Source organism: Cellvibrio sp., from assembly GCF_039207905.1.
Taxonomy (GTDB): domain Bacteria; phylum Pseudomonadota; class Gammaproteobacteria; order Pseudomonadales; family Cellvibrionaceae; genus Cellvibrio.
Genome location: NZ_JBCECX010000008.1, coordinates 98571 through 122441 on the forward strand (window position 1 = coordinate 98571; position 23871 = coordinate 122441).

The 23871-nt window shown below is 48.9% G+C and carries 18 protein-coding genes; 7 read left to right on the forward strand and 11 right to left on the reverse strand.

Features of this window, described 5'->3' with window-relative positions:
- Nucleotides 1–67 precede the first annotated feature (67 nt).
- Entirely contained in the window at nucleotides 68–688 is a 621-nt protein-coding gene (locus tag AAGC78_RS06600; protein ID WP_435783260.1) for a tyrosine-type recombinase/integrase, read from the reverse strand.
- Between the two features lie 206 nt (nucleotides 689–894).
- Here AAGC78_RS06600 and AAGC78_RS06605 point away from each other — a divergent pair, with 206 nt between their 5' ends.
- Together AAGC78_RS06605 and dapA are read left to right on the forward strand one after the other, a co-directional pair.
- Nucleotides 895–1284 (forward strand): hypothetical protein, encoded by a 390-nt coding sequence (locus AAGC78_RS06605; RefSeq protein WP_435783261.1) that lies wholly within the window; start codon nucleotides 895–897, stop codon nucleotides 1282–1284.
- Between the two features lie 24 nt (nucleotides 1285–1308).
- Nucleotides 1309–2226 carry a 4-hydroxy-tetrahydrodipicolinate synthase gene (gene dapA / locus AAGC78_RS06610; RefSeq protein WP_435783262.1) on the forward strand — a complete coding sequence of 306 codons (918 nt, stop codon included), beginning with the start codon at nucleotides 1309–1311 and terminating at the stop codon, nucleotides 2224–2226.
- On the opposite strand, the gene AAGC78_RS06615 is transcribed toward dapA, so the two are convergent.
- The 8 genes from AAGC78_RS06615 to gcvP all read right to left on the reverse strand — a co-directional run bounded on the left by AAGC78_RS06615 (nucleotide 2196) and on the right by gcvP (nucleotide 16151).
- The gene (locus tag AAGC78_RS06615) at nucleotides 2196–3161 is read right to left on the reverse strand and encodes a magnesium and cobalt transport protein CorA (protein WP_435783263.1); all 966 of its coding nucleotides are present in this window, start codon (nucleotides 3159–3161) and stop codon (nucleotides 2196–2198) included. The two genes, dapA and AAGC78_RS06615, sit on opposite strands and share 31 nt — an antisense overlap.
- Nucleotides 3162–3188: 27 nt before the next feature.
- A complete protein-coding gene (locus tag AAGC78_RS06620; protein ID WP_435783264.1) occupies nucleotides 3189–3926 on the reverse strand; it encodes a TorF family putative porin in 738 nt (245 codons plus the stop codon).
- A 124-nt stretch (nucleotides 3927–4050) separates the two neighbouring features.
- Nucleotides 4051–4749, reverse strand: a complete 699-nt coding sequence (kdpE, locus tag AAGC78_RS06625; protein ID WP_435783265.1) for a two-component system response regulator KdpE — start codon at nucleotides 4747–4749, stop codon at nucleotides 4051–4053.
- 9 nt (nucleotides 4750–4758) lie between these two features.
- Nucleotides 4759–7455 (reverse strand): two-component system sensor histidine kinase KdpD, encoded by a 2697-nt coding sequence (gene kdpD / locus AAGC78_RS06630; RefSeq protein WP_435783266.1) that lies wholly within the window; start codon nucleotides 7453–7455, stop codon nucleotides 4759–4761.
- A gap of 52 nt (nucleotides 7456–7507) precedes the next feature.
- Nucleotides 7508–8089, reverse strand: a complete 582-nt coding sequence (gene kdpC, locus AAGC78_RS06635; protein WP_435783267.1) for a potassium-transporting ATPase subunit KdpC — start codon at nucleotides 8087–8089, stop codon at nucleotides 7508–7510.
- Between the two features lie 10 nt (nucleotides 8090–8099).
- Nucleotides 8100–10193 (reverse strand): potassium-transporting ATPase subunit KdpB, encoded by a 2094-nt coding sequence (gene kdpB, locus AAGC78_RS06640; RefSeq protein ID WP_435783268.1) that lies wholly within the window; start codon nucleotides 10191–10193, stop codon nucleotides 8100–8102.
- 42 nt (nucleotides 10194–10235) lie between these two features.
- The gene (gene kdpA / locus AAGC78_RS06645) at nucleotides 10236–12047 is read right to left on the reverse strand and encodes a potassium-transporting ATPase subunit KdpA (RefSeq protein WP_435783269.1); all 1812 of its coding nucleotides are present in this window, start codon (nucleotides 12045–12047) and stop codon (nucleotides 10236–10238) included.
- Between the two features lie 1194 nt (nucleotides 12048–13241).
- Complete coding sequence (gcvP, locus tag AAGC78_RS06650; RefSeq protein WP_435783270.1) at nucleotides 13242–16151, reverse strand: aminomethyl-transferring glycine dehydrogenase; 2910 nt, start codon at nucleotides 16149–16151, stop codon at nucleotides 13242–13244.
- A 291-nt stretch (nucleotides 16152–16442) separates the two neighbouring features.
- Between gcvP and AAGC78_RS06655 the strand changes: the two genes are divergently transcribed.
- Both AAGC78_RS06655 and AAGC78_RS06660 read left to right on the forward strand, forming a co-directional pair.
- Complete coding sequence (locus tag AAGC78_RS06655; protein ID WP_435783271.1) at nucleotides 16443–18161, forward strand: ExeA family protein; 1719 nt, start codon at nucleotides 16443–16445, stop codon at nucleotides 18159–18161.
- 4 nt (nucleotides 18162–18165) lie between these two features.
- Nucleotides 18166–19032, forward strand: coding sequence for a hypothetical protein (locus AAGC78_RS06660; protein ID WP_435783272.1), 867 nt, complete (start codon nucleotides 18166–18168; stop codon nucleotides 19030–19032).
- Between the two features lie 70 nt (nucleotides 19033–19102).
- Here the strand turns inward: AAGC78_RS06660 and bfr are convergent, their stop codons facing one another.
- Both bfr and AAGC78_RS06670 read right to left on the reverse strand, forming a co-directional pair.
- A complete protein-coding gene (gene bfr, locus AAGC78_RS06665) occupies nucleotides 19103–19579 on the reverse strand; it encodes a bacterioferritin (protein WP_435783273.1) in 477 nt (158 codons plus the stop codon).
- A 151-nt stretch (nucleotides 19580–19730) separates the two neighbouring features.
- Nucleotides 19731–19940, reverse strand: a complete 210-nt coding sequence (locus AAGC78_RS06670; protein WP_435783274.1) for a bacterioferritin-associated ferredoxin — start codon at nucleotides 19938–19940, stop codon at nucleotides 19731–19733.
- 377 nt (nucleotides 19941–20317) lie between these two features.
- Here AAGC78_RS06670 and AAGC78_RS06675 point away from each other — a divergent pair, with 377 nt between their 5' ends.
- The 3 genes from AAGC78_RS06675 (at nucleotide 20318) to ung (ending at nucleotide 23824) form a co-directional block, all read left to right on the forward strand.
- The gene (locus tag AAGC78_RS06675; protein WP_435783275.1) at nucleotides 20318–20920 is read left to right on the forward strand and encodes a peroxiredoxin; all 603 of its coding nucleotides are present in this window, start codon (nucleotides 20318–20320) and stop codon (nucleotides 20918–20920) included.
- Between the two features lie 203 nt (nucleotides 20921–21123).
- On the forward strand, nucleotides 21124–23067 hold the full coding sequence (locus AAGC78_RS06680) for a TonB-dependent receptor plug domain-containing protein (RefSeq protein ID WP_435783276.1): 1944 nt from the start codon (nucleotides 21124–21126) through the stop codon (nucleotides 23065–23067).
- Between the two features lie 70 nt (nucleotides 23068–23137).
- Nucleotides 23138–23824 (forward strand): uracil-DNA glycosylase, encoded by a 687-nt coding sequence (gene ung / locus AAGC78_RS06685; RefSeq protein ID WP_435783277.1) that lies wholly within the window; start codon nucleotides 23138–23140, stop codon nucleotides 23822–23824.
- Nucleotides 23825–23871: the final 47 nt, after the last annotated feature.

The window sequence follows — 23871 nt, forward strand, 5'->3', positions numbered from 1 at the left end:
TGCAGTTAGTTGATATGTCCGCAATTGGCCGACCCCGGTATCATCCTGATACCGGAATTATCGAAATTCACACTTCCGTTTGCTCGGCGATTTCCAGCGCATCATCGACTTCGATGCCAAGATAGCGAACGGTACTTTCTAGCTTTGTGTGCCCTAGCAGGAGTTGGATCGCGCGGAGATTCTTTGTGCGCCTGTATATCAACGTAGCTTTCGTGCGGCGTAAGGAATGCGTGCCATATTCATCGGGATTCAGACCTATTAGGGTAAGCCACGACTTTAAGATTCTGGCGTATTGCCTTGTTGTTATATGATCGTCGGGTTTGGCTCGGCTTGGAAAGATATAGTTTTGGCTGGTTAGCTTTTTTCTCGCTATCCAAGACGATACGCTTTTCTGCGTCTGTGGCGTGATTTCAAACTGCACGGGGCGCTTTGTTTTTTGTTGGATTACCATGGCTCTGCTAAGAATGCTGTTTCCATGTGCAACATCAATTACTTTGAGTTTTACAAGATCGCAGCTACGAAGCTTGCTATCAATAGCTAGGTTAAACAAAGCTAAGTCCCTATCTTTTTTTGCTATTTCCAGCCTGATTCGAATTGACCACACTTCCTGAAGTTTGAGCGGCGGTTTTTGCCCTATGAGTCGACCTCTATTCCATGGGTAATTGCTAAGAGTTGATTGCCCTAACATGATATAACCCTCGTGTTGTTACGGGGTTATAAGTTTGGACTTTGCAAGTATAAATTTCTATGCTCATAGGTTTCATTTCACAACTAATGAAATCAAATGGCATGGAGTGCATAATCAAATTTATACACTTGTGAATTGAATCTTTATAACTTCTTTATACGCAAAATATTACCTTGATTGGGTCGTAACAACCCTGAAGGTAATGTATGCAAACTTCTCCATTAAGTAGCTCTTTTTCCGTTCGCGCTAACCGGTCTTATCGATTGGAAAACACCTCGGTAACACATAAGGTTTCAAAGAAAACTTCTGCATCACTGTTCCTCGCTACCCACTCGCCTGAAAATAAATCCCCCGCAACCGATACATTGTTTGAAGTCCTGATCACTGTTGAAGGTGATGATGTTGCTAACTTACGTCATGTTGCCAGCGAAGCTTGCGGTCAAAAAATAGATTCGTTTGAGATACAACCCACCAAAAAACCGACGCAGCGGCTGATTCGGTTGCGTTGTTTTGGTAAGGCAACCATCGCGCAATTAATGGGTGCGGTAGTTAGCAAATTGGAATGCGCCGAATTTGGCCGTGTTTACCCTGTTTAATCAAAAATAATGATGGGGAAAGTAATGTCGCAATTCGATGGTATTTGGGTGCCGATGGTAACGCCGTTTCGTCAAGGGAAGATTGATTTTCATGCGGCGCAAGAGCTGGCAAATTATTTGGTTTTCTGTGGTGTACAGGGCTTAGTGCTGGGAGGCACTACCGGTGAAGGCAATGCATTGGATAAAAATGAGCAGCAGCAATTGCTGGTTGCCGTGCACGAAGCCGTCGGCAAATATTGCCCCTTGATGTTTGGGGTGGGTGGCAGCAATACCCGTGAACTGGTTGATAAAGTGAAACGGTTTAACAACACACCAGTCGCCGGGTTTTTAATCTCACCACCATGCTATGTGCGCCCATCACAAGAGGGAATACGCCTGCATTTTAATGCGATTGCCAATACTACAGAATTGCCGATTGTGCTTTACAACATACCCGCGCGTACCGGCACGAATATTAATACGTCTACGGTTGCTGAACTTGCACGTAATCCACAATTCGTCGCCATTAAGGAGTGTGGCAGCCAGATAGGCGATTTGCTGGCGCAAGAAAAAATCGCGGTGCTGTGTGGTAATGATGAACAATTGTTTACCGATTTAAGCTCCGGTGCACGTGGCGCTATTTCAGCGGCAGCGCATATCCGACCGGATTTATTTGTGCAGCTATATCAGTTAATTCAGGCTGGTGAGCTGATGGCAGCGCAACAGTTATTCGCACAACTATTGCCACTCATAAAATTATTATTCTCCGAACCTAATCCGGCACCGGTAAAAGCTGCGCTTGCAATGCAAGGGTTGATCGAAAATGAATTGCGTTTGCCGATGACCAGCATGTCTGCACTGGGCGCGGCAGCGCTTAAAAAAGAATTGGATGTTATTCATAATCTCGATTGGTCGGTGGGCGATTCAACTACTCATAACCATTTGGCTTTTTTGAATCGATAAAATAAATAGCTGCATACACCACTGATAATTGCCAGCGCTGTTGCATAACCATAGCGCCATTCCAATTCGGGCATGTTGTTGAAGTTCATACCCCATATTCCTGCAAATGCGGTAGCAACTGCAAAAATTGCCGCCCAGGCCGCAAGGCGTTTACTGACATCGGTTTGATGGATGGTAACCATGGATAAATTTACCTGGATCGCGGTGTTAACCGTATCCTGTATGGAATCCATGCTAGCGTTAATGCGCGAGAGGTGCGCAGAAAGCTCACGAAAATAGTCCTGAGTGGTACTGCACAACGCTGGTACACGACCGCCATAAAGTTTGGCAACCGATTCCATTAAGGGTGACACTGCGTGTTTCAGTAGCGTGAGTTTGCGTTTCAATTGATAAAGCTGTTCGACGTTGTCACGCTCAACACCTGCTGTAAAAATACGCTCTTCGATTTTCTCCAGATTATATTCAAGTACAAACAATGCCTGAAAATAGCGGTCGATAATGGAATCGATTAATACATAAAGTACATAAGCAGGGCCTTGGGCAAGCAAGTGTGGTTCGCTTTCGCAGCGCGCGCGTACATTGGAAAATCCCTGGCGGCTGCGGTGACGTACAGAGACTAGATAATTAGCACCTGCAAAAATATTGACTTCACCTGTTGATAGCTCACCATTTACCACATCAATCAAATGCAGCACCGCAAATAAATCAGCACCGTATTCTTCAATCTTGGGGGATTGATGGCCGTTGAGAACATCCTCAACGGCCAGTTCATGCAGGTTCAATAATTGCTGTAGTTGTTTTAACTCAGCGGTGTGGGTATCGCGCAGGGCGATCCACACAAAATGATCTGGCAAGCGAAGGTAATCACCCAATTGATCTACCGTAATATCGCCGAGCTTTTCGCCGCGACAATACACCATGCAATTCACCAGCATGATTTACCTCCGCCTATTTATTATTATTTAAAATACTTTGCTGAGTGTAGCGACGACGGTTTCCTTGCCCATAAATTTACCGTTGGCTGGTGAGGCGTAGGCAACTTCGTCGGCATTGGTATCAATATAAGCGAGTGATAAGGTACAGAAACCAAAGTCATTGGTGAGGCCGATTTTCCAATCGTCATAACTTGCGAGCGAATTGTTTTCTATTTCCTGATGACCCGCATGCAAATTCAGCGTGAGGGTTTTATTCAGCGCGATGTTGGCACCGGCATCGATGTAATTACTGTTTTCGCTATCCACAAAACCAAATAAATTTGTTAGTGCATGTGAGTATTTCAGGTAGGCAACACCATAGCCGAGCTGCCCGTAAATTTCGGTGGTGTTGGCATCATCAAATCCGCTCACTTCATCCATCTTGTTATCGGGATATAAATAGGTGATTACACCTACATCATAAGTAAGCGCTTCGGTTAAGTTGCCGCGCGTGCCTGCGTAAATATCCAATTCAACATCCGCATTGCCACCCGCATCATCAATCCATTTAATAGTGGACGCCCAGGCACCAACGTAAAAACCGCTGCCGTGGGTGTAATCCACACCCGCTTGCACGGCGGGATCAAAACGCGTTTGGGTAATGCCGCGATAGCGATAATCGGAGGTGACTGCTGCGTTAAACGCGAGGCTGCTGTCTGCCGCAAACGTTGCAACACTGGTGCTTGCACTGATACCAGCTAACAGAGAGAGGATTAATTTTTTCATCGAGCTTTACTCCAGGGTAACTCGGCGCGGTTGCGCCGATTTGGTAAACGCCGGGCAAAAGAATCCTTACCGAGAAAAATGTAATTCGCTCGGGGATTGCGATTGATCGACGGGTTAATTCAGATCAGACGGGGATAAGCAGGCGATAACCCACCGCAGTCTCCGTTAATAAAAAGCGCGGCTGCGCAGGATTGTCTTCCAGTTTTTGACGCAAGTGGCCCATGTACACGCGCAAATAATGGCTGCTTTCAGAATGGGATGGCCCCCAGACTTCGCGCAACAATTGCGGATTAGTGACGACGCGCCCGGCGTTGGCGATTAACACACCGAGCAAGCGATATTCCAGCGGTGTGAGATGAACCGGTTGATCCGCTTTAGTTATCACGCGCGCCTGCAAATCCACTTTTACATCGCCAAATTGAATACTGCTGCTGGTCGTTGCAGCAGGTTGGCGAATGCGGCGCAAGGTTGAACGCACACGCGCCAGTAATTCGCTGACACCAAAAGGTTTGCTCAGGTAATCGTCGGCACCGGCATCGAGCGCACGAACTTTATCGGCCTCATTAGTGCGCGCTGACAAAACGATAATTGGCACCGGCGACCAGCCGCGCACGTCGGTAATAAAATCCACACCGTCGCCATCGGGCAAGCCTAAATCGAGGATAACCAAATCCGGTTTACGTGTGCCCGCATCGATTAAACCGCGCTTGAGGTTATCGGCTTCAAATACTTGCCAGCCTTCGTCTTCCAATGCGCTGCGCACGAAGCGACGGATTTGCGGTTCGTCTTCAATCAGCAATGCGGTAGCGGTGGGTTCTGTCATAACAATACCTTATTCAACCAATTCTTCCGGCATGTCGGGCGGCGTGCCCAACGGAATGGAAAACACTATAGCAGCACCGCCTTCCGGCGCTTTGCCTGCGCGAATTTTGCCACCATGTGCTTGCACAATGGCTTTGCAAATCGCGAGCCCTAAGCCAACGCCGGGTGTGGTGGATTCCTTTTCGCCGCGCGTGAATTTTTCAAACAAACTATCTTCTTTGCCTGGGGGTAAGCCGGGGCCGTTATCGCGCACGGCAATATCCAGCATACGACCGCTCACCTCGGCCACTATCGCAATCAGCGAGCCCGGTGGTGTGTACTTGGTGGCATTTTCGATCAGATTACACAGCACGCGCTCGATCAATACCGAATCGATTTGCACCAGCGGTAAGTCCATCGGAATGCGCGTTTCTATTGTGTGATTAGATAAATAGGAGGCGCTTGCATGCAACGCACTGCCAACTACTTCTTCCAACGGTTGCCATTGCAAATTCAATTTCACTTCACCACTTTGGATGCGCGCCATATCCAATAAGTTAGCGACCAAATTGCTCATGCGCAGGGCTTCATTGTGCAATGCTTTGGCTACCGATAATTGTGTGTCGGGCAGCGGTGGTTTTGCGCGCGTGAGCGATTCAGATAATCCCACTAGCGATGTCAGTGGAGTGCGTAAATCATGAGAAAGTGCGGCGAGCAATGAATTGCGCAAACGCTCGGATTCAATTCCCACCAATGCTTTTTGTGCTACCTCAATGTAATGAACACGTTCGAGTGCAATTGCGGCGAGTGCAGCAAAGGTATCCAATTGTTGGCGTTGCTCTGGAATTAAGATCCAGCGGCGTCCTTCAGGCTGAAGAACAAGCACGCCGCGCGTGCGCATGGGGGCAATTAATGGCAAATAAAAGAAATCACTGTTGGGTAGCGTATCTGTACCAATTCCCGCCGGTGTAGCGCGATCAAACGACCATTGCGCAATCGCGATATCCAATGCATCCGGGGTGTTGCTTGTAGGTGGCTGCAAGCGCCCCTCATTATCCGGCAACAGTAATAATACTTTTGCGCGAAAAGTACGTTCCAGATGGGTGCGGGTAGTTTCAAAAATTTGTTCGGTGGCCAATACACCGGATAAGGCGCGTGCAAATTCATAGAGCGCACGCGAGCGGGATTCACGATGCACTGACACACGCGACTGAAAACGTAATCCTGCGGTTAATTGGCCGATGATTAAACCCACTGTCAGCATCACCGCAAAGGTAATTAAATATTGCACATCCGTAACTGCAAATGAAAAGCGCGGCGGCACAAAAAAGAAATCAACAGCAACTACGCTGATCACCGTAGACACTACTGCCGGGCCACGGCCAAAGCGCACTGCGACTAACACGACGGTAAGTAGAAACAGCATCACAATATTGGCCAGATCCAGCCAATGAATCAATGGTGTGGTGACGATTGCTGTTAGCAAACTGGCGCCGGTTGCCCAAAGATAACGCCAGCGCGATCCATAAATGATTTTTTCTTCCGAGATCTCGCGCAAGGGGCCGAATTGTTCACCGTCGCCTTGGCCGATTTCAATCAAATCCATATCGGGGGCAAAGCGGCTAATGCGTTTATTGTGCGGCGTTAACCAGGGCCAGGTTTTATGCCCGCGACCAACAACAATTTTGGATAAATTTTTACTGCGTGCGTACTGCACAATTTCCCGCGCAATATCGCTACCGGTAAGAATGGCGGTGGTGGCGCCCAGTTCTTCTGCCAGTTTTAATGTTTTTAAAATGCGTTCGCGCTGCGCTGAAGGCAAACGTTGCAGTTGTGGTGTTTCCACGTAAATCACAAACCAATCCGTATTCAACTGATTGGCTAAGCGAGCACAGGAGCGCACTATATGTTCAGCGCCTGCGCGTGGGCCGATACAGGCCAATAAAGCAGCGTCGGTTTTCCACACTTTGCTAATCGATTGTTCGATGCGGTAAACCTGTACATCGTTTTCCACGCGATCCGCAGTGCGGCGCAATGCTAATTCGCGCAGTGCAATTAAATTACCTTTACGAAAAAAATGTTTCGCGGCGCGTTCAGCTTGAGCTTCTTTATAAACCTTGCCCGACTTGAGACGCGCGAGCAATTCATCTGCCGGTAAATCCACCAATACCACTTCATCAGCTTTATCGAACACGCTGTCAGGCAGGGTTTCCGCCACACGAACATTGGTAATGCCGCCCACCACATCATTCAAACTTTCCAGATGCTGAACATTGAGGGTAGTGAATACATCGATGCCTGCATCCAATAATTCTTCTACATCCTGCCAGCGCTTTGGGTGGCGTGAGCCGGGTGCATTGGAGTGCGCCAGCTCGTCGATCAGGATCAGCGGCGGGCGACGTGTTAGCGCTGCATCTATATCAAACTCGGGCAGTTTTTTTTCGCGGTAGTCGATTTGTTTTAACGGCAATAACTCCAAACCTTCCACGGCTGCCTGTGTATCCGCACGTCCATGGGTTTCCACCACACCCACCAGCACTGGTTTACCTTCGCCGACCAGTTTGCGCGCGGCGTTGAGCATGGCGTAGGTTTTACCCACACCGGCGGAAGCTCCGAAATAAATACGCAACTTGCCGCGTGCGGCGCGTTCTTCACGCGCCTGCATTTGAGCGAGCAACGCATCGGGATCGGGGCGCTCGCGCGGTGATTCAAAATCGTTTGGATACATAGATAACAGCGTCTAATCTCATGCGTGATAATTCAGGTTGGATAATGCCAGCTTAGTTTTTCAATTGATCCAGCGCCATGTTCAGCGCAAGCACATTTACACGCGGCTCACCCAAAAAGCCAAGCCAGGGTTGTTGCTGGCTGCTGTCGATCAACTGGCGTACCACAGCTTCATCTAACTGACGCTCGCGTGCGATGCGGCTCACTTGGTAATAGGCGGCAGCAATGCTGATATCCGGATCGAGGCCGCTGGCCGATGCAGTGACCAAATCCACTGGAATTGGCAGTGTGTTGGTTGGATCAGCCGCGCGCAAGTTTTCCATCCGCGCCTTTACATTATCGATCAACGCCGGGTTTAATGGCCCTTGGTTGGAACCGCTGGATGCACCAGCGTTGTTTGCCATTGGCCCCGTTGCCGACGGGCGTCCCCAAAAATACTGCGGTGACGTGAACGATTGGCCGATCAATGCTGAGCCCACCGGTTTACCATCGCGCAACACCAAACTGCCATATGCTTGCGCGGGAAAAGCCACTTTACCAATGCCGGTTACCAGTAGGGGATACAACAAGCCACACAACACCGTCAGCAGGAAAAATACAGCCAAGGCTGGGCGTAAAAGAGAAAACAAATTCATAGCAAAACTCCTACACCAAATTCAGGGCGGTTAAGATCAGGTCGATCAACTTGATGCCGACAAATGGCGCCAGAACGCCACCCAATCCATAGATCAACAAATTGCGACGCAACAGCAGCGCAGCACCGAGCGGGCGATACTTAACACCCTTCAATGCCAGCGGGATCAGCACCACAATAATCAGCGCGTTAAAAATCACCGCCGACAAAATCGCCGAAGCAGCGCTGGTCAGGTTCATCACATTCAGCGCGCCCAGTGCGGGATAAGTGGCAACAAATGCAGCCGGGATAATCGCAAAATATTTGGCGATATCATTGGCGATGGAGAAGGTGGTGAGCGAGCCGCGCGTCATCAGCATTTGTTTGCCGATCTCGACAATCTCCAACAGCTTGGTGGGGTTGGAATCCAAGTCCACCATATTGCCCGCTTCTTTGGCGGCCTGGGTGCCGGAGTTCATCGCCACTGCCACGTCCGCTTGCGCGAGCGCGGGAGCATCGTTAGTGCCATCGCCCGTCATCGCGACCAGACGACCGCCAGCTTGATAGTGACGAATCAACTTGAGCTTGTCTTCCGGTGTGGCTTCAGCGAGAAAGTCATCCACTCCAGCTTCAGCGGCGATAGCAGCGGCGGTGAGTTTGTTATCGCCGGTGATCATCACGGTTTTGATGCCCATGTTGCGCAGCTCGGCAAAGCGCTCTTTGATTCCGCCTTTAACGATATCTTTAAGTTCAATGGTGCCCATGACTTTGCCGTCATCAACTACCACCAGCGGCGTGCCGCCACGGCGGGCAATATCTTGCACAGCAGTAGTGACTTCTTCCGGGAACGGGCGACCCAATTCTTCAACATACTTCTTCATGGTATCGGCGGCGCCTTTGCGCACGGCGCGGTTGCCGATATCGATACCACTCATGCGTGTCTGCGCAGTGAAAGGTACAAAGGTGGCGTTCAGCGATGTCATTTCGCGTTCACGGATATTAAATTTTTGTTTGGCCAACACCGCAATGCTGCGACCTTCCGGCGTTTCATCAGCTAATGATGCGAGCTGTGCAGCATCTGCTAATTGCGCTTCGGTGATATGGGGTGCGGGAATAAAATCCGCTGCCTGGCGATTACCCAAAGTAATGGTGCCGGTTTTATCGAGTAGCAATACATCTACATCGCCGGAGGCTTCTACTGCGCGTCCGGAAGTTGCAATCACATTAGCCTGCATCATCCGGCTCATACCCGCCACACCAATCGCCGACAGCAAACCGCCGATGGTGGTCGGGATCAAACACACGAGTAATGCAATCAATACAGTGATGGAGACCGGCTCGCCGCTACCTGCTGCTTCCACGGCAAATAACGACATGGGCAATAAGGTTACGGTAACCACTAAAAACACAATGGTCAGTGCAACGAGCAAAATGTTGAGTGCGATTTCGTTCGGCGTTTTTTGGCGTTTTGCACCTTCCACCATGGAGATCATGCGGTCGATAAATGTTTCGCCGGGATTGGTGGTCACGCGAATGACCAACCAATCCGACAATACGCGCGTGCCGCCAGTGACCGAAGAAAAGTCGCCGCCGGATTCGCGGATTACCGGCGCAGACTCACCGGTAATCGCACTTTCATCCACCGAGGCCACACCTTCGATGACTTCCGCATCCATCGGAATTAAATCACCCGCTTCAACCAGCAACACCATGCCGCGCTGCAACGCACCAACTTGGCAAGGTTCCCAACTCGTACCGTAATATCGTGCGGCCTGTTGTGTAGATAGTTGTTGCGTAGAAAATTTCTTGGCGAACAAATTGTGCTTCAACACCTTGAGCGATGCCGCTTGCGCTTTGCTGCGGCCCTCAGCGAGTGACTCTGCAAAATTCGCAAATAACACGGTGAACCACAACCACAAGCTAATCCCGAAAATAAATCCGGCATTGGCCCAGTCTTCACTCAATAATGCCTGCACGAACAATGCGCTGGTGATAAGTGAGCCAACATAAACAACAAACATCACCGGGTTGCGCCATTGCACGCGTGGATCAAGCTTTCTATACGCATCCGCAATGGCGGGCGCGACTAAATTAGGATCAAACAAACTTAAATTCTTCGACGACATTTTCATATTCCTCGCCAGACAACTCATGGCCTAACGGATAAGTTAAGGCGCAACAAACAGTTGCAGATGTTCAACAATCGGCCCGAGCGCAAGCGCAGGTACGTAGTTCAGAACGCCGACCAACACCACCACACCTACCAACATCGCGATAAACAAACCGCCGTGCGTTGGCATAGTGCCCGCCGTTACCGGCGCAGGAATTTTTCCGGCGAGTGAACCAGCAATAGCCAGAATGGGAATGATCACCGCGAAGCGCCCGAACCACATCGCAATCGCGAGCATGGTGTTATAGAACGGCGTGTTAGCTGATATACCTGCAAACGCACTACCGTTGTTATTTGCCGCCGAGGTAAAGGCGTAGAGAATTTCGGAAAAACCATGCGCGCCAGGGTTGGCAACACTGCTGGTGCCCACACTGACCGACACCGCAATTGCAGTACCCAACAACACCAATACCGGTGTTGCGAGAATCACAATCGAGGTCATCTTCATTTCATAAGCCTGGATTTTTTTACCGAGATATTCGGGCGTGCGGCCAATCATCAAACCGGAAATAAATACCGCGAGAATCGCGAACACCAACATGCCGTATAAACCGGAACCGACACCACCGAACACCACTTCACCGAATTGCATCAGCACTAATGGCACCATGCCGCCGAGTGGCATAAAGGAATCGTGCATCGCATTCACCGCACCGCAAGATGCGGCAGTAGTAACGGCTGCGAACAATGCGGAAGCGCTAATACCAAAGCGGGTTTCTTTACCTTCCATATTGCTGCCGGATTGAAATTGGCTCGCTTGCTGATCAACACCGAGTTGTTGCAACAACGGATGTGCTTGCTGTTCAGCCGCTAATACCACCAGCGTTGCGATCACAAAAATAAATGTCATCGCACCGAGCACGGCCCAGCCTTGACGGATATCACCCACCATGCGCCCGAATGCAAAACACAGTGCAGTAGGTATCAAAAAAATCGCCAGCATTTGGATTAAATTGCTGAGCGGCGTTGGATTCTCAAACGGGTGAGCGGAGTTAGCATTAAAAAAACCACCGCCGTTAGTGCCGAGTAATTTGATCGACTCTTGCGACGCTACCGGACCCATCGCCAGCGTTTGATTCGTTGCAGTTACATCTTCCATCACCGGTTCGCCTTGTGCGTCCAGGATTTTTTCGCCGCTCTCATTTACTTTTGCTTGCGAGTAGGTAACAGGATCAAGCAACGCCACTTCTTTGTAGCCAGCGAAATTTTGGATCACGCCCTGCGCCATCAAAAACAGTGCGAATAAAATCGAAAGTGGTAACAACACATAAAGCGTAGAGCGCGTAACGTCCACCCAAAAGTTACCGATACCGGTAGACATGCCGCGTGATGAAAAACCGCGAATCAATGCGTAAACTACTGCGATACCTGTCGCCGCCGAAAAAAAGTTTTGGCACGTCAGCGCGAGCATCTGCGTTAAATAACTCATCGTGGTTTCACCGGCGTAACCCTGCCAGTTAGTATTCGCCACAAAACTCACCGCCGTATTAAAAGCAGAATCGGGCGATACATTCGCCATCTCTTGCGGATTTAACGGCAACCACAACTGCCAGCGTTGGATTGCATAAACAACAATCGCTCCCACCAGATTAAACAGCAGCAGTGAAAGCGCATAGGTTTTCCAATTCATATCACCACTGGAGCTGCGGCCAGCTACACGATAAATCGCATTCTCTAATCCAGCGACTACACCCAAGCCGCGAATTTTTCCCGGCGCTCCCACGCGCGCCAGAAAAGTTCCCAGCGGATAGGCAAGCACCAATAAGCTCGCTAAAAACACCACTAACAAAATAATAGCTTGCGTTGTCATTACAGTTTCTCCGCATTCACTAACGCAATTACCAGATAGACCAGCAAAAACACCGCTACCCCCGCACCCAATACATAAAACCAATTCATGATCTTTCCCCCAAGGCTCTGCAACCGGCGGCAAGCGCCCAGGTCAGCAGAAAGAAAATCAACAAAGCACCACCAAAAACAAAGTCCATCACACACCTCAACAGGTTTTTCTTGTCATGGATCAGCTTACTCAGGGGGATATAAAGATGTTGTAGAGAGTAAAACGAGGGGTATAAAGAAAGTATAAAGATGGTGGATTACTGGCTTAAGCTCGTAATAGCCGCTGGCTTTTCGGAAGGTATAATGGAGTTATGCTAATGTCTGCTCTTGGCCGAATGCGGGAGTTTGCCGTTATTGTAATCCTCGGCAAAATTATGCAACAAGTGGTTGCTTAAATTTTCAGCTATTCGGTGATCTCTTGTGTTTTCTGTTGATTTGCGTTTGTATACTCAAAGTAGTGCTACTTTGAGTATACAAAACGGATTTATTAATTATTTTCCATGACTTGCATTGTTACTGTTCGTGGATAAATGCGTCAGCTGCCATTTAGGCCCCCCACGATTCCATTGTATCGCCTACTTAAGACCCGCCTCTATGCCGTCCTTTGGCCGAACTGAGAAAGAAAATTGATTCTTTGTTGTCTGCCGCCACTTGAAGCGTTTATCTCGGTTAAGTTGAAAAATTGAGGCAACCAATCAACGTTATGCCCTTAAAAAGGGTGATCTCTTATGTTTCGCTCAAAAGCTAATTTTTTGTAGGCGTTTATACGAAAAACCCCGCAAAGCGAGGTTTTATTCATTTCGTATATATCTGGTAAACAAGTGGGACATGATATGTGTCGTTTTCGGACATGTTATCTGTCGTTTTAGACGCGATATCTGTCGTTGAGCGGGGGGTTCACCAGCTGCCTACACTGATCATTGCCAGATCGGTATTCCATAACCCATCTCTCGAACTAATTTTTCTGCATAACGTATTGATTTTAAAATAGTATTCTTGAGTGCAGCATCCCTAAATAAAACTCACGGCAGGTGTGCGTTTCCCGCATACCTGCCAACGTTGACTCCTATTTATCTACCACAGGCCTAGTTCTCAACTTGAATTGTTAGTTTTCAACTCGATTTGTAGAGTTCTCAACTTCAATTGTCGTCATCACATCTAAAATTTACTCAATATAGTTTTCAATCGGTGCACAGCTGCAGTGTAAATTTCTATCCCCGTACACGTTGTCAATGCGATTTACTGTTGGCCATACTTTGTGATTTTTTAACCAGCTAGCTGGGCGGCCTGCAACTTCGCGTGAATAGGCGCGGGTCCAGTTTTCTTCCAGTACGTCATCTTGCGTGTGCGGTGCGTTGTGCAGTGCACTGGCTTCCGCTGCGATTTCGCCATTGATAACTTGGTCGATTTCTTTGCGGATGATCAGCATTGCTTCGATGAATTTATCCAACTCGATTTTTGATTCTGACTCGGTTGGTTCGATCATCAAGGTGCCCGCAACCGGGAAGGACATAGTCGGTGCGTGGAAACCGAAATCCATCAAACGCTTGGCAATATCTTCTTCGCTGATGCCGCTTGCTTCTTTTAACGGGCGCAAATCCAACAGACATTCGTGAGCAACAAAACCGTTGGTGCCTTTGTACAAAATCGGATAGGCCGCTTCCAATTTTTTCGCTACATAGTTTGCGTTAAGCATGGCGAATTCAGTGGATTGACGCATACCAACGGCGCCCATCATTTTGATGTACATCCAGCTGATAGGAAGAATACTTGCTGAGCCCCAGGGCGCAGCAGAAATAGTACCGTTATCGACTTCAGTTCCTGGAACGGCTTGCACAGGATGCGCGGCGAGGAATGGTTCCAAATGTTTGCCTACACCGATTGGACCCATGCCTGGGCCGCCACCGCCGTGTGGAATGCAGAAGGTTTTATGCAAATTCAAGTGTGATACATCGCCGCCGAATTTACCTGGCGCTGCAACACCAACGAGTGCGTTCATGTTGGCACCGTCGATATACACTTGCGCACCCACTGCATGGACCATATCGCACAGTTGGGTGATGCCTTCTTCAAACACACCGTGTGTGGATGGATAGGTGCACATGATGCACGCGATTTGGTTGCCGTAAGTGGTAATTTTTTCCGCGAGATCAACGAGGTCAACGTTACCTTTTGCATCGCAGGCAACAACAACAACTTTGTAGCTAACCATTTGTGCAGAGGCGGGGTTAGTGCCGTGCGCTGATGCTGGAATCAAACAAATATCGCGCTGGGTTTCGCCTTTGCTTTCAAAATATTTTTTGATGGCAACGAGGCCGGCGTATTCACCTTGTGAACCGGCGTTAGGTTGCAAGCTGATAGCATCGTAACCGGTGCAGGCTTTGAGCATTTCTTGCAGCTCTTCAAATAATGTTTTGTAACCTTCGGCTTGATCAATTGGCGCAAATGGGTGCAGCTTGCCGAATTCCGGCCAAGTTACTGGAACCATTTCAGCCGTTGCGTTTAATTTCATGGTGCATGAACCGAGCGGAATCATCGCATTGTTGAGTGCGATATCGCGTGATTCCAAGCGCTTTAAATAACGCAGCATTTCGGTTTCGCTGTGATAAGTATTAAACACGGGATGCGTTAATACTGTGTCTTCGCGTAACAGCTCTGAAGGAATTGCGTTGTTAGCGGTGAGATTTTTTCCGGCCAGAACTTGTTCATCAAACGAGCGCAATTCAACGCCGGTTACACCAAATACGGCGAGCAATGCTTCAACATCGGCAGCGGAAGTGGTTTCGTTCAGGCTGATACCGAGTGAATCGCTGCCTACCAAACGCAAATTGATTTCTGCATTCAATGCTGCTTGATAAATCGCTTTTTGGTTATCGCCAACATTAACGGTTACTGTGTCGAAAAATTGGTTGTTGGTGATTCCAAAACCTTTTGCTTTTAATGCGGCGGCTGCGATTGCGGTTAAACGATGGATGCGATTAGCAATGCGTTTCAAGCCATCGGGGCCGTGATAGATCGCATAGAACACGCTCATCACCGCGAGCAGTACTTGCGAGGTACAAATATTGGAGTTGGCTTTTTCGCGGCGGATATGTTGTTCGCGGGTTTGCATCGCCATACGCAGTGCTTGTTTGCCGCGGGTATCGATTGACACACCAATAATGCGGCCGGGCGCAGAGCGTTTGTAGGCATCGCGGAAAGCGAAGAAACCGGCGTGTGGTCCGCCGAAGCCCATAGGCACACCAAAGCGTTGGCTGGTGCCGACAACAACGTCTGCCCCCATTGCACCGGGCGATTTCAATAACAACAGCGCCATCAAATCAGATGCAACAGTTACCAGTGCATTGTTGCTGTGTGCAGTTTCAATCAGCGCAGTCAAATCGCGCACTTGTCCACTGGAACCAGGGTAGGAGAGCAGGGCGCCGAAGTAATCGCCATTGGCCAATTCATCGGCCTTGGCAACTACCACCTCAAAGCCGAAATGTTCAGCGCGGGTTTTGACTACTGCAACGGTTTGTGGATGGGTATCTGCATCTACAAAGAATACGTCGGATTTACTTTTTTTGTTCTGGCGCTTGCACATCGCCATGGCTTCAGCGGCAGCAGTACCTTCGTCCAATACCGAAGCGTTGGCCATTTCCATGCCGGTCAGGTCGATGATCATTTGCTGGTAGTTCAGCAGCGCTTCAAGGCGGCCTTGGGCGATTTCTGGCTGATAAGGTGTATAGGCAGTGTACCAGCCCGGGTTTTCCAATACGTTGCGCAATACTACGAGCGGTACGTGGGTATCGTGGTAGCCCATGCCGATGTAGTTCTTGAAAATACGGTTTTTGCTGGCGATAGCTTTAAGTTGAGCCAAGGCGTCCGCCTCACTTACGGCCTTGCCCAAGGCCAGTTCACTTTTGAGGCGAATATTATCCGGTACAGTTTTGTCGATCAGCTCCTTGACTGAGCTAACGCCCAGAGTTGCCAGCATTGCGGCAGTTTGTTGGGCATCCGGACCAATGTGACGCTGGATAAACTCGTCGTGATTGGCCAAAGAGGATAGGGAAGCTGAGCGAAAATCAACTGACATAGAAACTCTCTGTGTAAGGAAATCAATAATAAAGGCGGGAGAGGGTTGTAGCCGGGGAGCCTGATAATAGGAGCCTGCTTAAAAAGGCGGCAATGGTACCAATTTGGTGCTTTTCGGGCAATCCAACCAAGCCGCAATGGCTGCTTTAAAAGCAGTTTTTACGTGGCTGGCGATTAATTCATCGTTTTAGTGAATCGACAATGGAACAAGAAGGTAACAGCTGAATCTTAGGCCTGCTATGATTCAGCTCCGCTTTGGGCGGCATCCATAATAACTTTGCACGATAGGCTTATGTACCACGATTTTTTCGGGCTTAAAGAACCCGCCTTTTCCATCGCTGTGAACCCGCGCTACCTCTTTATGAGTGACCAGCATCGGGAGGCCTTGGCGCATCTGTTATACGGCATCCAGAATGGCGGTTTTGTGATGCTCACTGGTGAGGTGGGCACCGGCAAGACCACCATCATCCGTTGTTTGCTGGAGCAGCTGCCCGATAACACGGATATGGCGATCATCCTCAATCCCATGGGTAGCGCGCCCGAGTTGCTGTCGACTATTTGCGATGAGTTGGGGGTTGGTTACATTGCCGATGAGCTTACCGTAAAGGGGCTGACCGACGCGCTCAATCAATTCCTGCTCGACAATCATCGTAAAGGACGCAAAACAGTCCTGTTGATTGATGAAGCGCAATTATTAAAAGTGCCGGTGCTGGAGCAAATTCGTCTGCTGACCAATCTCGAAACAACCACTGAAAAATTGTTGCAGATTATGTTGGTTGGCCAGCCGGAGTTGAAGAAGTTATTGGCGCGCCCGGCGCTGCGACAGTTATCGCAAAGAATTACGGCACGCTTTCATCTTGAGGCTTTGAGTCTTGCGGAAACCAAAGCTTACATTGCTCATCGATTAAAGATTGCTGGATTGCCAGAGCATCAGCGGCCATTTAATGATTCGATGATTAAAAAAATCCACACATTTAGCGGCGGCATTCCGCGCTTGATCAACGTCCTCAGCGAGCGATTATTGCTGGGAGCTTATGCACAAAACCATCATCATATTGATAAACATATTTTTGCCGCAGCGGTAAAAGAAGTTGCCGGCACCACAACCCAGGAAGAAGAGAAATTAGCAACTGCGCGCACCTCTTGGCACGTAGTCTTTGTGGCGGCGCTGGTGGGAATTATGGTGTGTGTCTGGTTCTTGGTTCCCGATGATGCTCCTCTGCCTGCAGCACCAGCGGTGGCACAGGTGGCGAGTAGTGCATCGGCTGGGCAAACATCTTCCGCGCAATCATCCATTGATAGTAAAAAGCAGCTTGCATCGGGTTCGCTCAGTGAATTGCGCAGCCAACCCAAACCCGTTCCAGCGGTAGTGGCAATGGCAACACGCGATGTGGCTTCTGCACAACTGGCTTTGTTTACCTACGTAGGTATTACAGCGGGCGATAAAAAGAACCCCTGTCTTGTCGTAAAAGATGCGGATTATGTCTGCGAAAAAGCGCGCATCAATTCGTGGGACGAGTTAAAAGATATTAATCGCCCGGGATTGTTAACGCTGGCCACGCCTGATAAAAAATGGGTGTACGCACTTTTGGTCGGGCTGAGTGAAAACCATGCGTTGGTGTTGGAAAACGGTGCAGAAAAAATTGTGCCTTGGAGTGAAATTGCCGATGTCTGGAATGGCGATTTGCTGTATGTGTGGTCGCGGCCGAAATCATTTGAAGGTGATTTACAGCTTGGCGATAGAGGTGATTTGGTGACCTGGATCGCTGAGCAATTTGCCACGCTTGATCAGCAGCCGGCGCCGTTAACCCGACAGTTTTTTACTGAGCGTTTGCAAAAGCGGGTAGAACTTTTTCAGTCGACGCAAAATATTCTCCCTAATGGTGCAATCAATGCGCAAACGTTGCGCCGTTTAAATGAAGTGCTGGGAGTTGATAAACTTCTGGTGGAATTGGATGAGCAAAAATTACTTGCTCCTACATTTGCTCCCACAGAAAAACAAGGGCTTTAGTTGTATGTCATTAATTTTGGATGCCCTTAACCGCGCCGAAAACGAGCGTAAGAATCAGAACGCAGTACCTGACCTCAATACCTCGCACAGCCCGCGGGAATTTAATTCCGGATCGGGTGAGCGCCGTACATTGTGGTGGATATTGGGCGGAGTACTTGCCCTCCTGATCATTATTGCAGTGTTATTTTTATTGTTTCGTCCGGCTGTATTAACGCAGCCAGTGCAAGAAAAAAGTGCGGCTGTGCAACAACCTGTTGCCGCTCCTTCGGTGGAACAAAAACCGGCTGCGGTCGTATCGAATAAAGCTGTCATAAAAACGGCTACACAGAATCCGGTATCTGATCCGGCACCTGCCGAAGTTCCTGTGGTGGAAGCCGCTCCCAAAGCAACGGCTCCCAGTGCAGCGGTGGAAAGCCTTTATGCAAGTGAGGATGCTACGCCGGTAGCGACAGTTGACGCAGGTGTTAATGAGCTTTATGCAGCGGAGGCGGCGACTACGGCATCTGAAACTATTGTTGATCCATTTAATGGCGCTGGTGATGTCGGTGGTGTTGGTAATAGTGCAGTGGCATCGGTCGCACCTGTCGAGCAGGCGCCGCCGCGCACTTACGACAGCATCACGAATATTCCCGATTTCAATTCTCTGCCTTGGAATATGCGTCAGCGTGTGCCGACTATTAGCTATGCGCGACACAATTATCTGGCGGGTGGAATCAGCAGTGTGGTGATCAACAACCAAACTACAGGCGTGGGTAATATTATTGGGACAGGGCAGTTTGTAGTGCAGGAAATTTATGTCGATGGCGTAGTGTTAAAACATGGCGATATCGTATTTAAACTGCGCGCGCTAACCGGTTGGATCAACATGTAGTTTTGCCCAAGTGGTCCGGACAAAAAAAAGGAGCTCAAGGCTCCTTTTTTATTTTGCGCACCGCGAGGTATTAAGACTGCGGAGCCATCTTGCTTTGCAGATAATTCTGGATACCGACTTTGTCGATCAGTGAAAGTTGGGTCTCCAACCAATCCACATGTTCCTCTTCTGATTCGAGGATGCTTTTCAGCAAATCGCGGCTTACAAAATCGCGCACGCCTTCGCACACGGTAATGCCATCGCGCAGGTCAGGAATGGCTTTCAGTTCCACTCTTAAATCGGACTTCAGCATTTCCTGGGTGTCTTCGCCGATATGCAGTTTGCCCAGATCTTGCAGGTTTGGCAGGCCTTCAAGAAACAAAATACGCTCGACCAATGCGTCAGCGTGTTTCATTTCGTCGATTGATTCGTGGTACTCGTGATCGGCCAGCTCTTTCAAGCCCCAATCTTTGTACATGCGTGCGTGGAGGAAATATTGGTTGATAGCAACCAGTTCATTACCCAGAACTTTGTTTAACACGGCTATAACGGTTGGATCGCCTTTCATGGAGTTCTCCTTATGCGATAAATACAAAAGGAGAGTCTGGCCTTCGCGGCAGGTGATGTCAAGCAAATAGCTTCGCTAAGTGCTTGATGGAGAAGGAAAAAGTACTAAAAATGGTAATGATTTAGATTCTGTTTTGGCCCGTTTTCAGGTATTAGGCCACTGCGTAGAACTGCGGTAAGCCATTGATCATAGGGGTATCGTTCAAGGCTTCGTCAAGGATTTCACGGGTCATTACCGAGCATTTGCCGCACTGGCTCGCAACGCCCAAGGCTTTGCGCAATTGCCCAAGCGAGTTTGCGCCATCATCGATAGCAGCTTTGATTTGGCGATCAGTAATACCTTTGCAAACACAGACGTACATAAACTATTCCGAAGTAAATTGCCTGAAATACGATCAACTGGCAGATGAATAAACTTTAATAGTAATGAGAATTTGTGTCAATGAAATATGGGAAGGAATCGCGTTTAGGATCGATTTATATTCTCTGTTATAACTGCTCGATAGGAGAGGGAATAATGTGCCAACAAAATCGTCATAGTTACAGTTTTGGCCGCACTATATAGAAAATCAATATGACTAGTCGGCGTGCCTGTGTATGATAGTCGCGCACTATCGATAAATATCGGGTAATCAATAAATGACCGTCATATATTCATAATCGATGAATAGTATTCTGGTTTCCTGTTCCTGATTTTGTCCTCATCCACCATTGAACGTTAACCATTAGGAGATTAGATATGGGCGTATTAGTTGGTAAAAAAGCACCGGATTTTACTGCATCAGCAGTATTGGCAAACGGTGAGATCGTAGACGGTTACAACTTTGCTACTGCCACCAAGGGCAAAAAAGCAGTTGTTTTCTTCTACCCACTGGACTTCACCTTTGTATGCCCTTCAGAGTTGTTGGCATTTGATCACCGCGTGGAAGAGTTCAAGAAGCGCAACGTGGAAGTGATTGGTGTTTCTATCGATTCACAATTCACTCACAACGCATGGCGTAACACTCCAGTTAACGACGGCGGTATTGGTCCGGTTCGTTACACTCTGGTTGCTGACATCACTCACTCAATTGCCAAGTCTTTCGACGTTGAATCTGCTGATGGCGTAGCTTTCCGCGGTACTTTCATCATCGACGAAGCTGGTGTAGTTCGTTCACAAATCGTTAACGACCTGCCAATCGGCCGTAACATCGACGATACCATCCGCACTGTTGACGCGTTGATTTTCCACGAGCAACACGGTGAAGTTTGCCCAGCTGGTTGGAAAGAAGGTGATGCAGGTATGGACGCGTCGCCAGCAGGCGTTGCTAAATACCTGGCAGAACACGGCGACAAACTCTAATTCAGTCTGAATTGGATGAAGCGCGAAACCCGGCAGAGATGTCGGGTTTTTTGTTTTTCGGGATTTATTTGTGTGGCGGCTGAATCGTTCTCTAGCAGTCCTGAAGTGCTCTGCTAGGCTTGTTACAAAGCATATCAATAATGAATGAAAGGCTCGTAATGGCACGACTTTGTCTAAAACCATTTTGGTGGATTACATTGAGCATGTCTTGCGCTGTATCCGGCTATTCGCGGGCGGAGGATGCTGATTTGCTAGCGCTTTCGCTGGAGACCCTTCTGCAGACCAAAATTACCGGTTCCACCCTTACCGATGAGTCCCTCCAGACAGTTCCATCCTCAATGACCGTCTTTACCCGTGCCGATATCCGCCGCTTGGGTTTGCAAAATCTTCCCCAGTTAGTGAACCTGGTTCCCGGTTATCAGGGTTACCGTTCTGATGCTTCTACGCTCAATCTAAGTATGTCCAGTCGCGGTCGCCGCTTGGGTAATAACGGTAGTGAAATACTGATTTTGCTGGATGGGCAGCGGCTCAATAACGATTGGTCGGGTGGGGCGAATCAAGGCGATAGCCTTATCAGCATTGAGAATGTAGAGAGGGTGGAGTTTATCCGCGGTCCCGGCTCTTCCATCTATGGCAGCAATGCGGTGATGGGAGTGATTAATATTATTACTGCTGGCCGGCGCGAGCTGGTAGTCGATGCCGGTAGTTATGGGCGTCGTCATACTAGTCTTGCTTGGAACTGGCAGGGTGAGGTCGGTAGTTTGGCGATTTACGCGGGGCGCACTGAAAGCGATGGTGAGCAGATGGAGATCTATGAGCCGTTTCCCAATCCTGCTACGCCAGTTTACGTAGGTGCGCGAGATCCATTTCAATCGGATGATCTTTATCTCAGCGCCAAAATGGGCGAGTTTTATTTAACCGCGCGCATTGCCGAGCGCGATATGAACGGTTTCTATGTATCTGGTTACGTGGACAACGACGTTAATCGCTATACGACTTCATCTGAAAGCGTGAATATCGGCTGGCAGCGCGAGTTTGATAATCAAATCTCCATCAAAGGCCATGTTTTCAACGGGCACAAAGCCTTCGATTTGCGTGCCGCAGCATCTCTTATTCCCTACTCAATTATCGACGGTGGAGTGCATGAGGATGAGATGGGGACACAGTGGATTCTTCAGGGCGAATTCGGCCGTGCCCATTGGTTAATGGGATGGGAATGGCGCAATCCAGAGTTGGTGGATACTGACGCGCACGTTGAATCGCCCACTAATCAGTCCTTGGTAAACGTACCCCAGGCTCCTGAGGATGACCGCATCATTAATGGCTTTTTTGGTCAGTATCAAACGCCGATCACTGATCAATTAGCACTGACTTTAGGTTTGCGTCGTGATAGCTATTCAGACTTTGGCTCGCATTTGAGCCCTAGGGTTGGATTGGTGCAGCAACTGGGCGATGCCGACACATTAAAACTGTTGTATTCCGAGGCGTTTCGCGCCCCAAGCCGGATTGAAACCTCGGTACTGAACAGTACTGGTTTTGAACAAAACCCTAATTTACGTCCGGAAACTGCCCAAACAACAGAGTTGGTTTGGATGCATTTGTTGAGCGAGGGTTACATTTCTTCAACCTTGTTTAGTACCGATGTTAAAGATGCGATTGTTGAAACTATAACCCCGCAATTTAAGCGCAGTTGGGGCAATAGCCAGCAAAGTGTTGCAGGATTGGAGTTTGAGTGGCAGAGCGCGTGGGGAGAGCACTGGGAGTCGCGGCTTGCGCTCACCCATATTATGAGCCCGGTGGGTTTCATTCATACGGAATCAAATAATTTGTTTAGTGGCAGCCTTAGCTATCATCGCAATCAGTGGACATACAGTTTGCTGGCGAATTATCAGGGCGCCAAACGCGACCCTAATGAACAGGAGTCGCCCGCTAATATCGCGACTACGGAATATACGGATTTTGGTGGTCATACCCTATACAGCACGCATTTGTCGTACCTCACACGCAGTGATGTAGAGATTTATCTTCATATCGACAATCTGTTCGATAAACAGTATTTGCTGCCAGCTAATCGTCCTTCTAACTATGTTGGTGTGCCGGGGGCGGGGCGTGTTGTCAGTGCTGGATTGCGCTGGGTATTTAACTAGCGAGCTGCAATTCTTTCTGTTTTAGTAATCCCGGTGGTAGAGTGCGTCAAACTTTTTTGGTCACTCTAAAATGAATACTTCTCGCAAACCTATCGATTTACATCCCAGCTGGCTCGCGCATTTGGCGCCGGAGTTTGATCTCCCTTACATGCAGCAGATGAAGCAGTTTTTGCTCATGGAAAAGCAGGCAGGAAAGGTGATCTTCCCTGAATCCAAATTTATCTTTAATGCATTTAATTCAACCCCACTTGATCAAATCAAGGTCGTTATTCTTGGGCAAGATCCTTACCACGGCCCCAATCAGGCTCATGGGCTTTGTTTTTCGGTTCAGCCGGGTATTCCTGCACCGCCATCATTACAAAATATGTTTAAAGAGTTGCGTCGCGACCTCGGGTTTACCATCCCAAACCACGGTTGTCTCCAAAGCTGGGCAAATCAAGGCGTTTTGTTGCTCAACGCTACTTTGACAGTGGAACAGGCTCGTGCCGGCTCGCATCAAGGGCAGGGGTGGGAGATCTTCACCGATAAAGCAATTCAATTGGTTAATGATCAGTGCGAAGGTGTTGTGTTTTTGCTGTGGGGAAGTTACGCGCAGAAGAAGGCTGCGTTCATTGATCATCGCAAACATCTGGTTCTCAAGGCTCCTCATCCATCCCCACTGTCGGCGCATCGGGGATTTATCGGTTGTGGCCACTTCTCGCAGGCAAATGGTTATTTACAAGGCCATGGTCGGTCACCGATTAATTGGCAGCTGTAAGGCACCAGGATAAGCCTGTTTATTATTTTGTCATTTTGACCATAAGT

Excerpts from the sequence above, each read along its gene's own strand:
- kdpE (WP_435783265.1), bottom strand. The coding sequence starts at position 4,749 with ATGACAGAACCCACCGCTACCGCATTGCTGATTGAAGACGAACCGCAA.
- kdpC (WP_435783267.1), bottom strand. The coding sequence starts at position 8,089 with ATGAATTTGTTTTCTCTTTTACGCCCAGCCTTGGCTGTATTTTTCCTG.
- bfr (WP_435783273.1), bottom strand. The coding sequence starts at position 19,579 with ATGAAAGGCGATCCAACCGTTATAGCCGTGTTAAACAAAGTTCTGGGT.
- kdpA (WP_435783269.1), bottom strand. The coding sequence starts at position 12,047 with ATGACAACGCAAGCTATTATTTTGTTAGTGGTGTTTTTAGCGAGCTTA.
- AAGC78_RS06675 (WP_435783275.1), top strand. The coding sequence starts at position 20,318 with ATGGGCGTATTAGTTGGTAAAAAAGCACCGGATTTTACTGCATCAGCA.
- AAGC78_RS06680 (WP_435783276.1), top strand. The coding sequence starts at position 21,124 with ATGTCTTGCGCTGTATCCGGCTATTCGCGGGCGGAGGATGCTGATTTG.
- AAGC78_RS06670 (WP_435783274.1), bottom strand. The coding sequence starts at position 19,940 with ATGTACGTCTGTGTTTGCAAAGGTATTACTGATCGCCAAATCAAAGCT.
- AAGC78_RS06605 (WP_435783261.1), top strand. The coding sequence starts at position 895 with ATGCAAACTTCTCCATTAAGTAGCTCTTTTTCCGTTCGCGCTAACCGG.
- AAGC78_RS06600 (WP_435783260.1), bottom strand. The coding sequence starts at position 688 with ATGTTAGGGCAATCAACTCTTAGCAATTACCCATGGAATAGAGGTCGA.
- AAGC78_RS06655 (WP_435783271.1), top strand. The coding sequence starts at position 16,443 with ATGTACCACGATTTTTTCGGGCTTAAAGAACCCGCCTTTTCCATCGCT.
- ung (WP_435783277.1), top strand. The coding sequence starts at position 23,138 with ATGAATACTTCTCGCAAACCTATCGATTTACATCCCAGCTGGCTCGCG.
- kdpB (WP_435783268.1), bottom strand. The coding sequence starts at position 10,193 with ATGTCGTCGAAGAATTTAAGTTTGTTTGATCCTAATTTAGTCGCGCCC.
- kdpD (WP_435783266.1), bottom strand. The coding sequence starts at position 7,455 with ATGTATCCAAACGATTTTGAATCACCGCGCGAGCGCCCCGATCCCGAT.
- gcvP (WP_435783270.1), bottom strand. The coding sequence starts at position 16,151 with ATGTCAGTTGATTTTCGCTCAGCTTCCCTATCCTCTTTGGCCAATCAC.
- AAGC78_RS06660 (WP_435783272.1), top strand. The coding sequence starts at position 18,166 with ATGTCATTAATTTTGGATGCCCTTAACCGCGCCGAAAACGAGCGTAAG.
- AAGC78_RS06620 (WP_435783264.1), bottom strand. The coding sequence starts at position 3,926 with ATGAAAAAATTAATCCTCTCTCTGTTAGCTGGTATCAGTGCAAGCACC.
- AAGC78_RS06615 (WP_435783263.1), bottom strand. The coding sequence starts at position 3,161 with ATGCTGGTGAATTGCATGGTGTATTGTCGCGGCGAAAAGCTCGGCGAT.
- dapA (WP_435783262.1), top strand. The coding sequence starts at position 1,309 with ATGTCGCAATTCGATGGTATTTGGGTGCCGATGGTAACGCCGTTTCGT.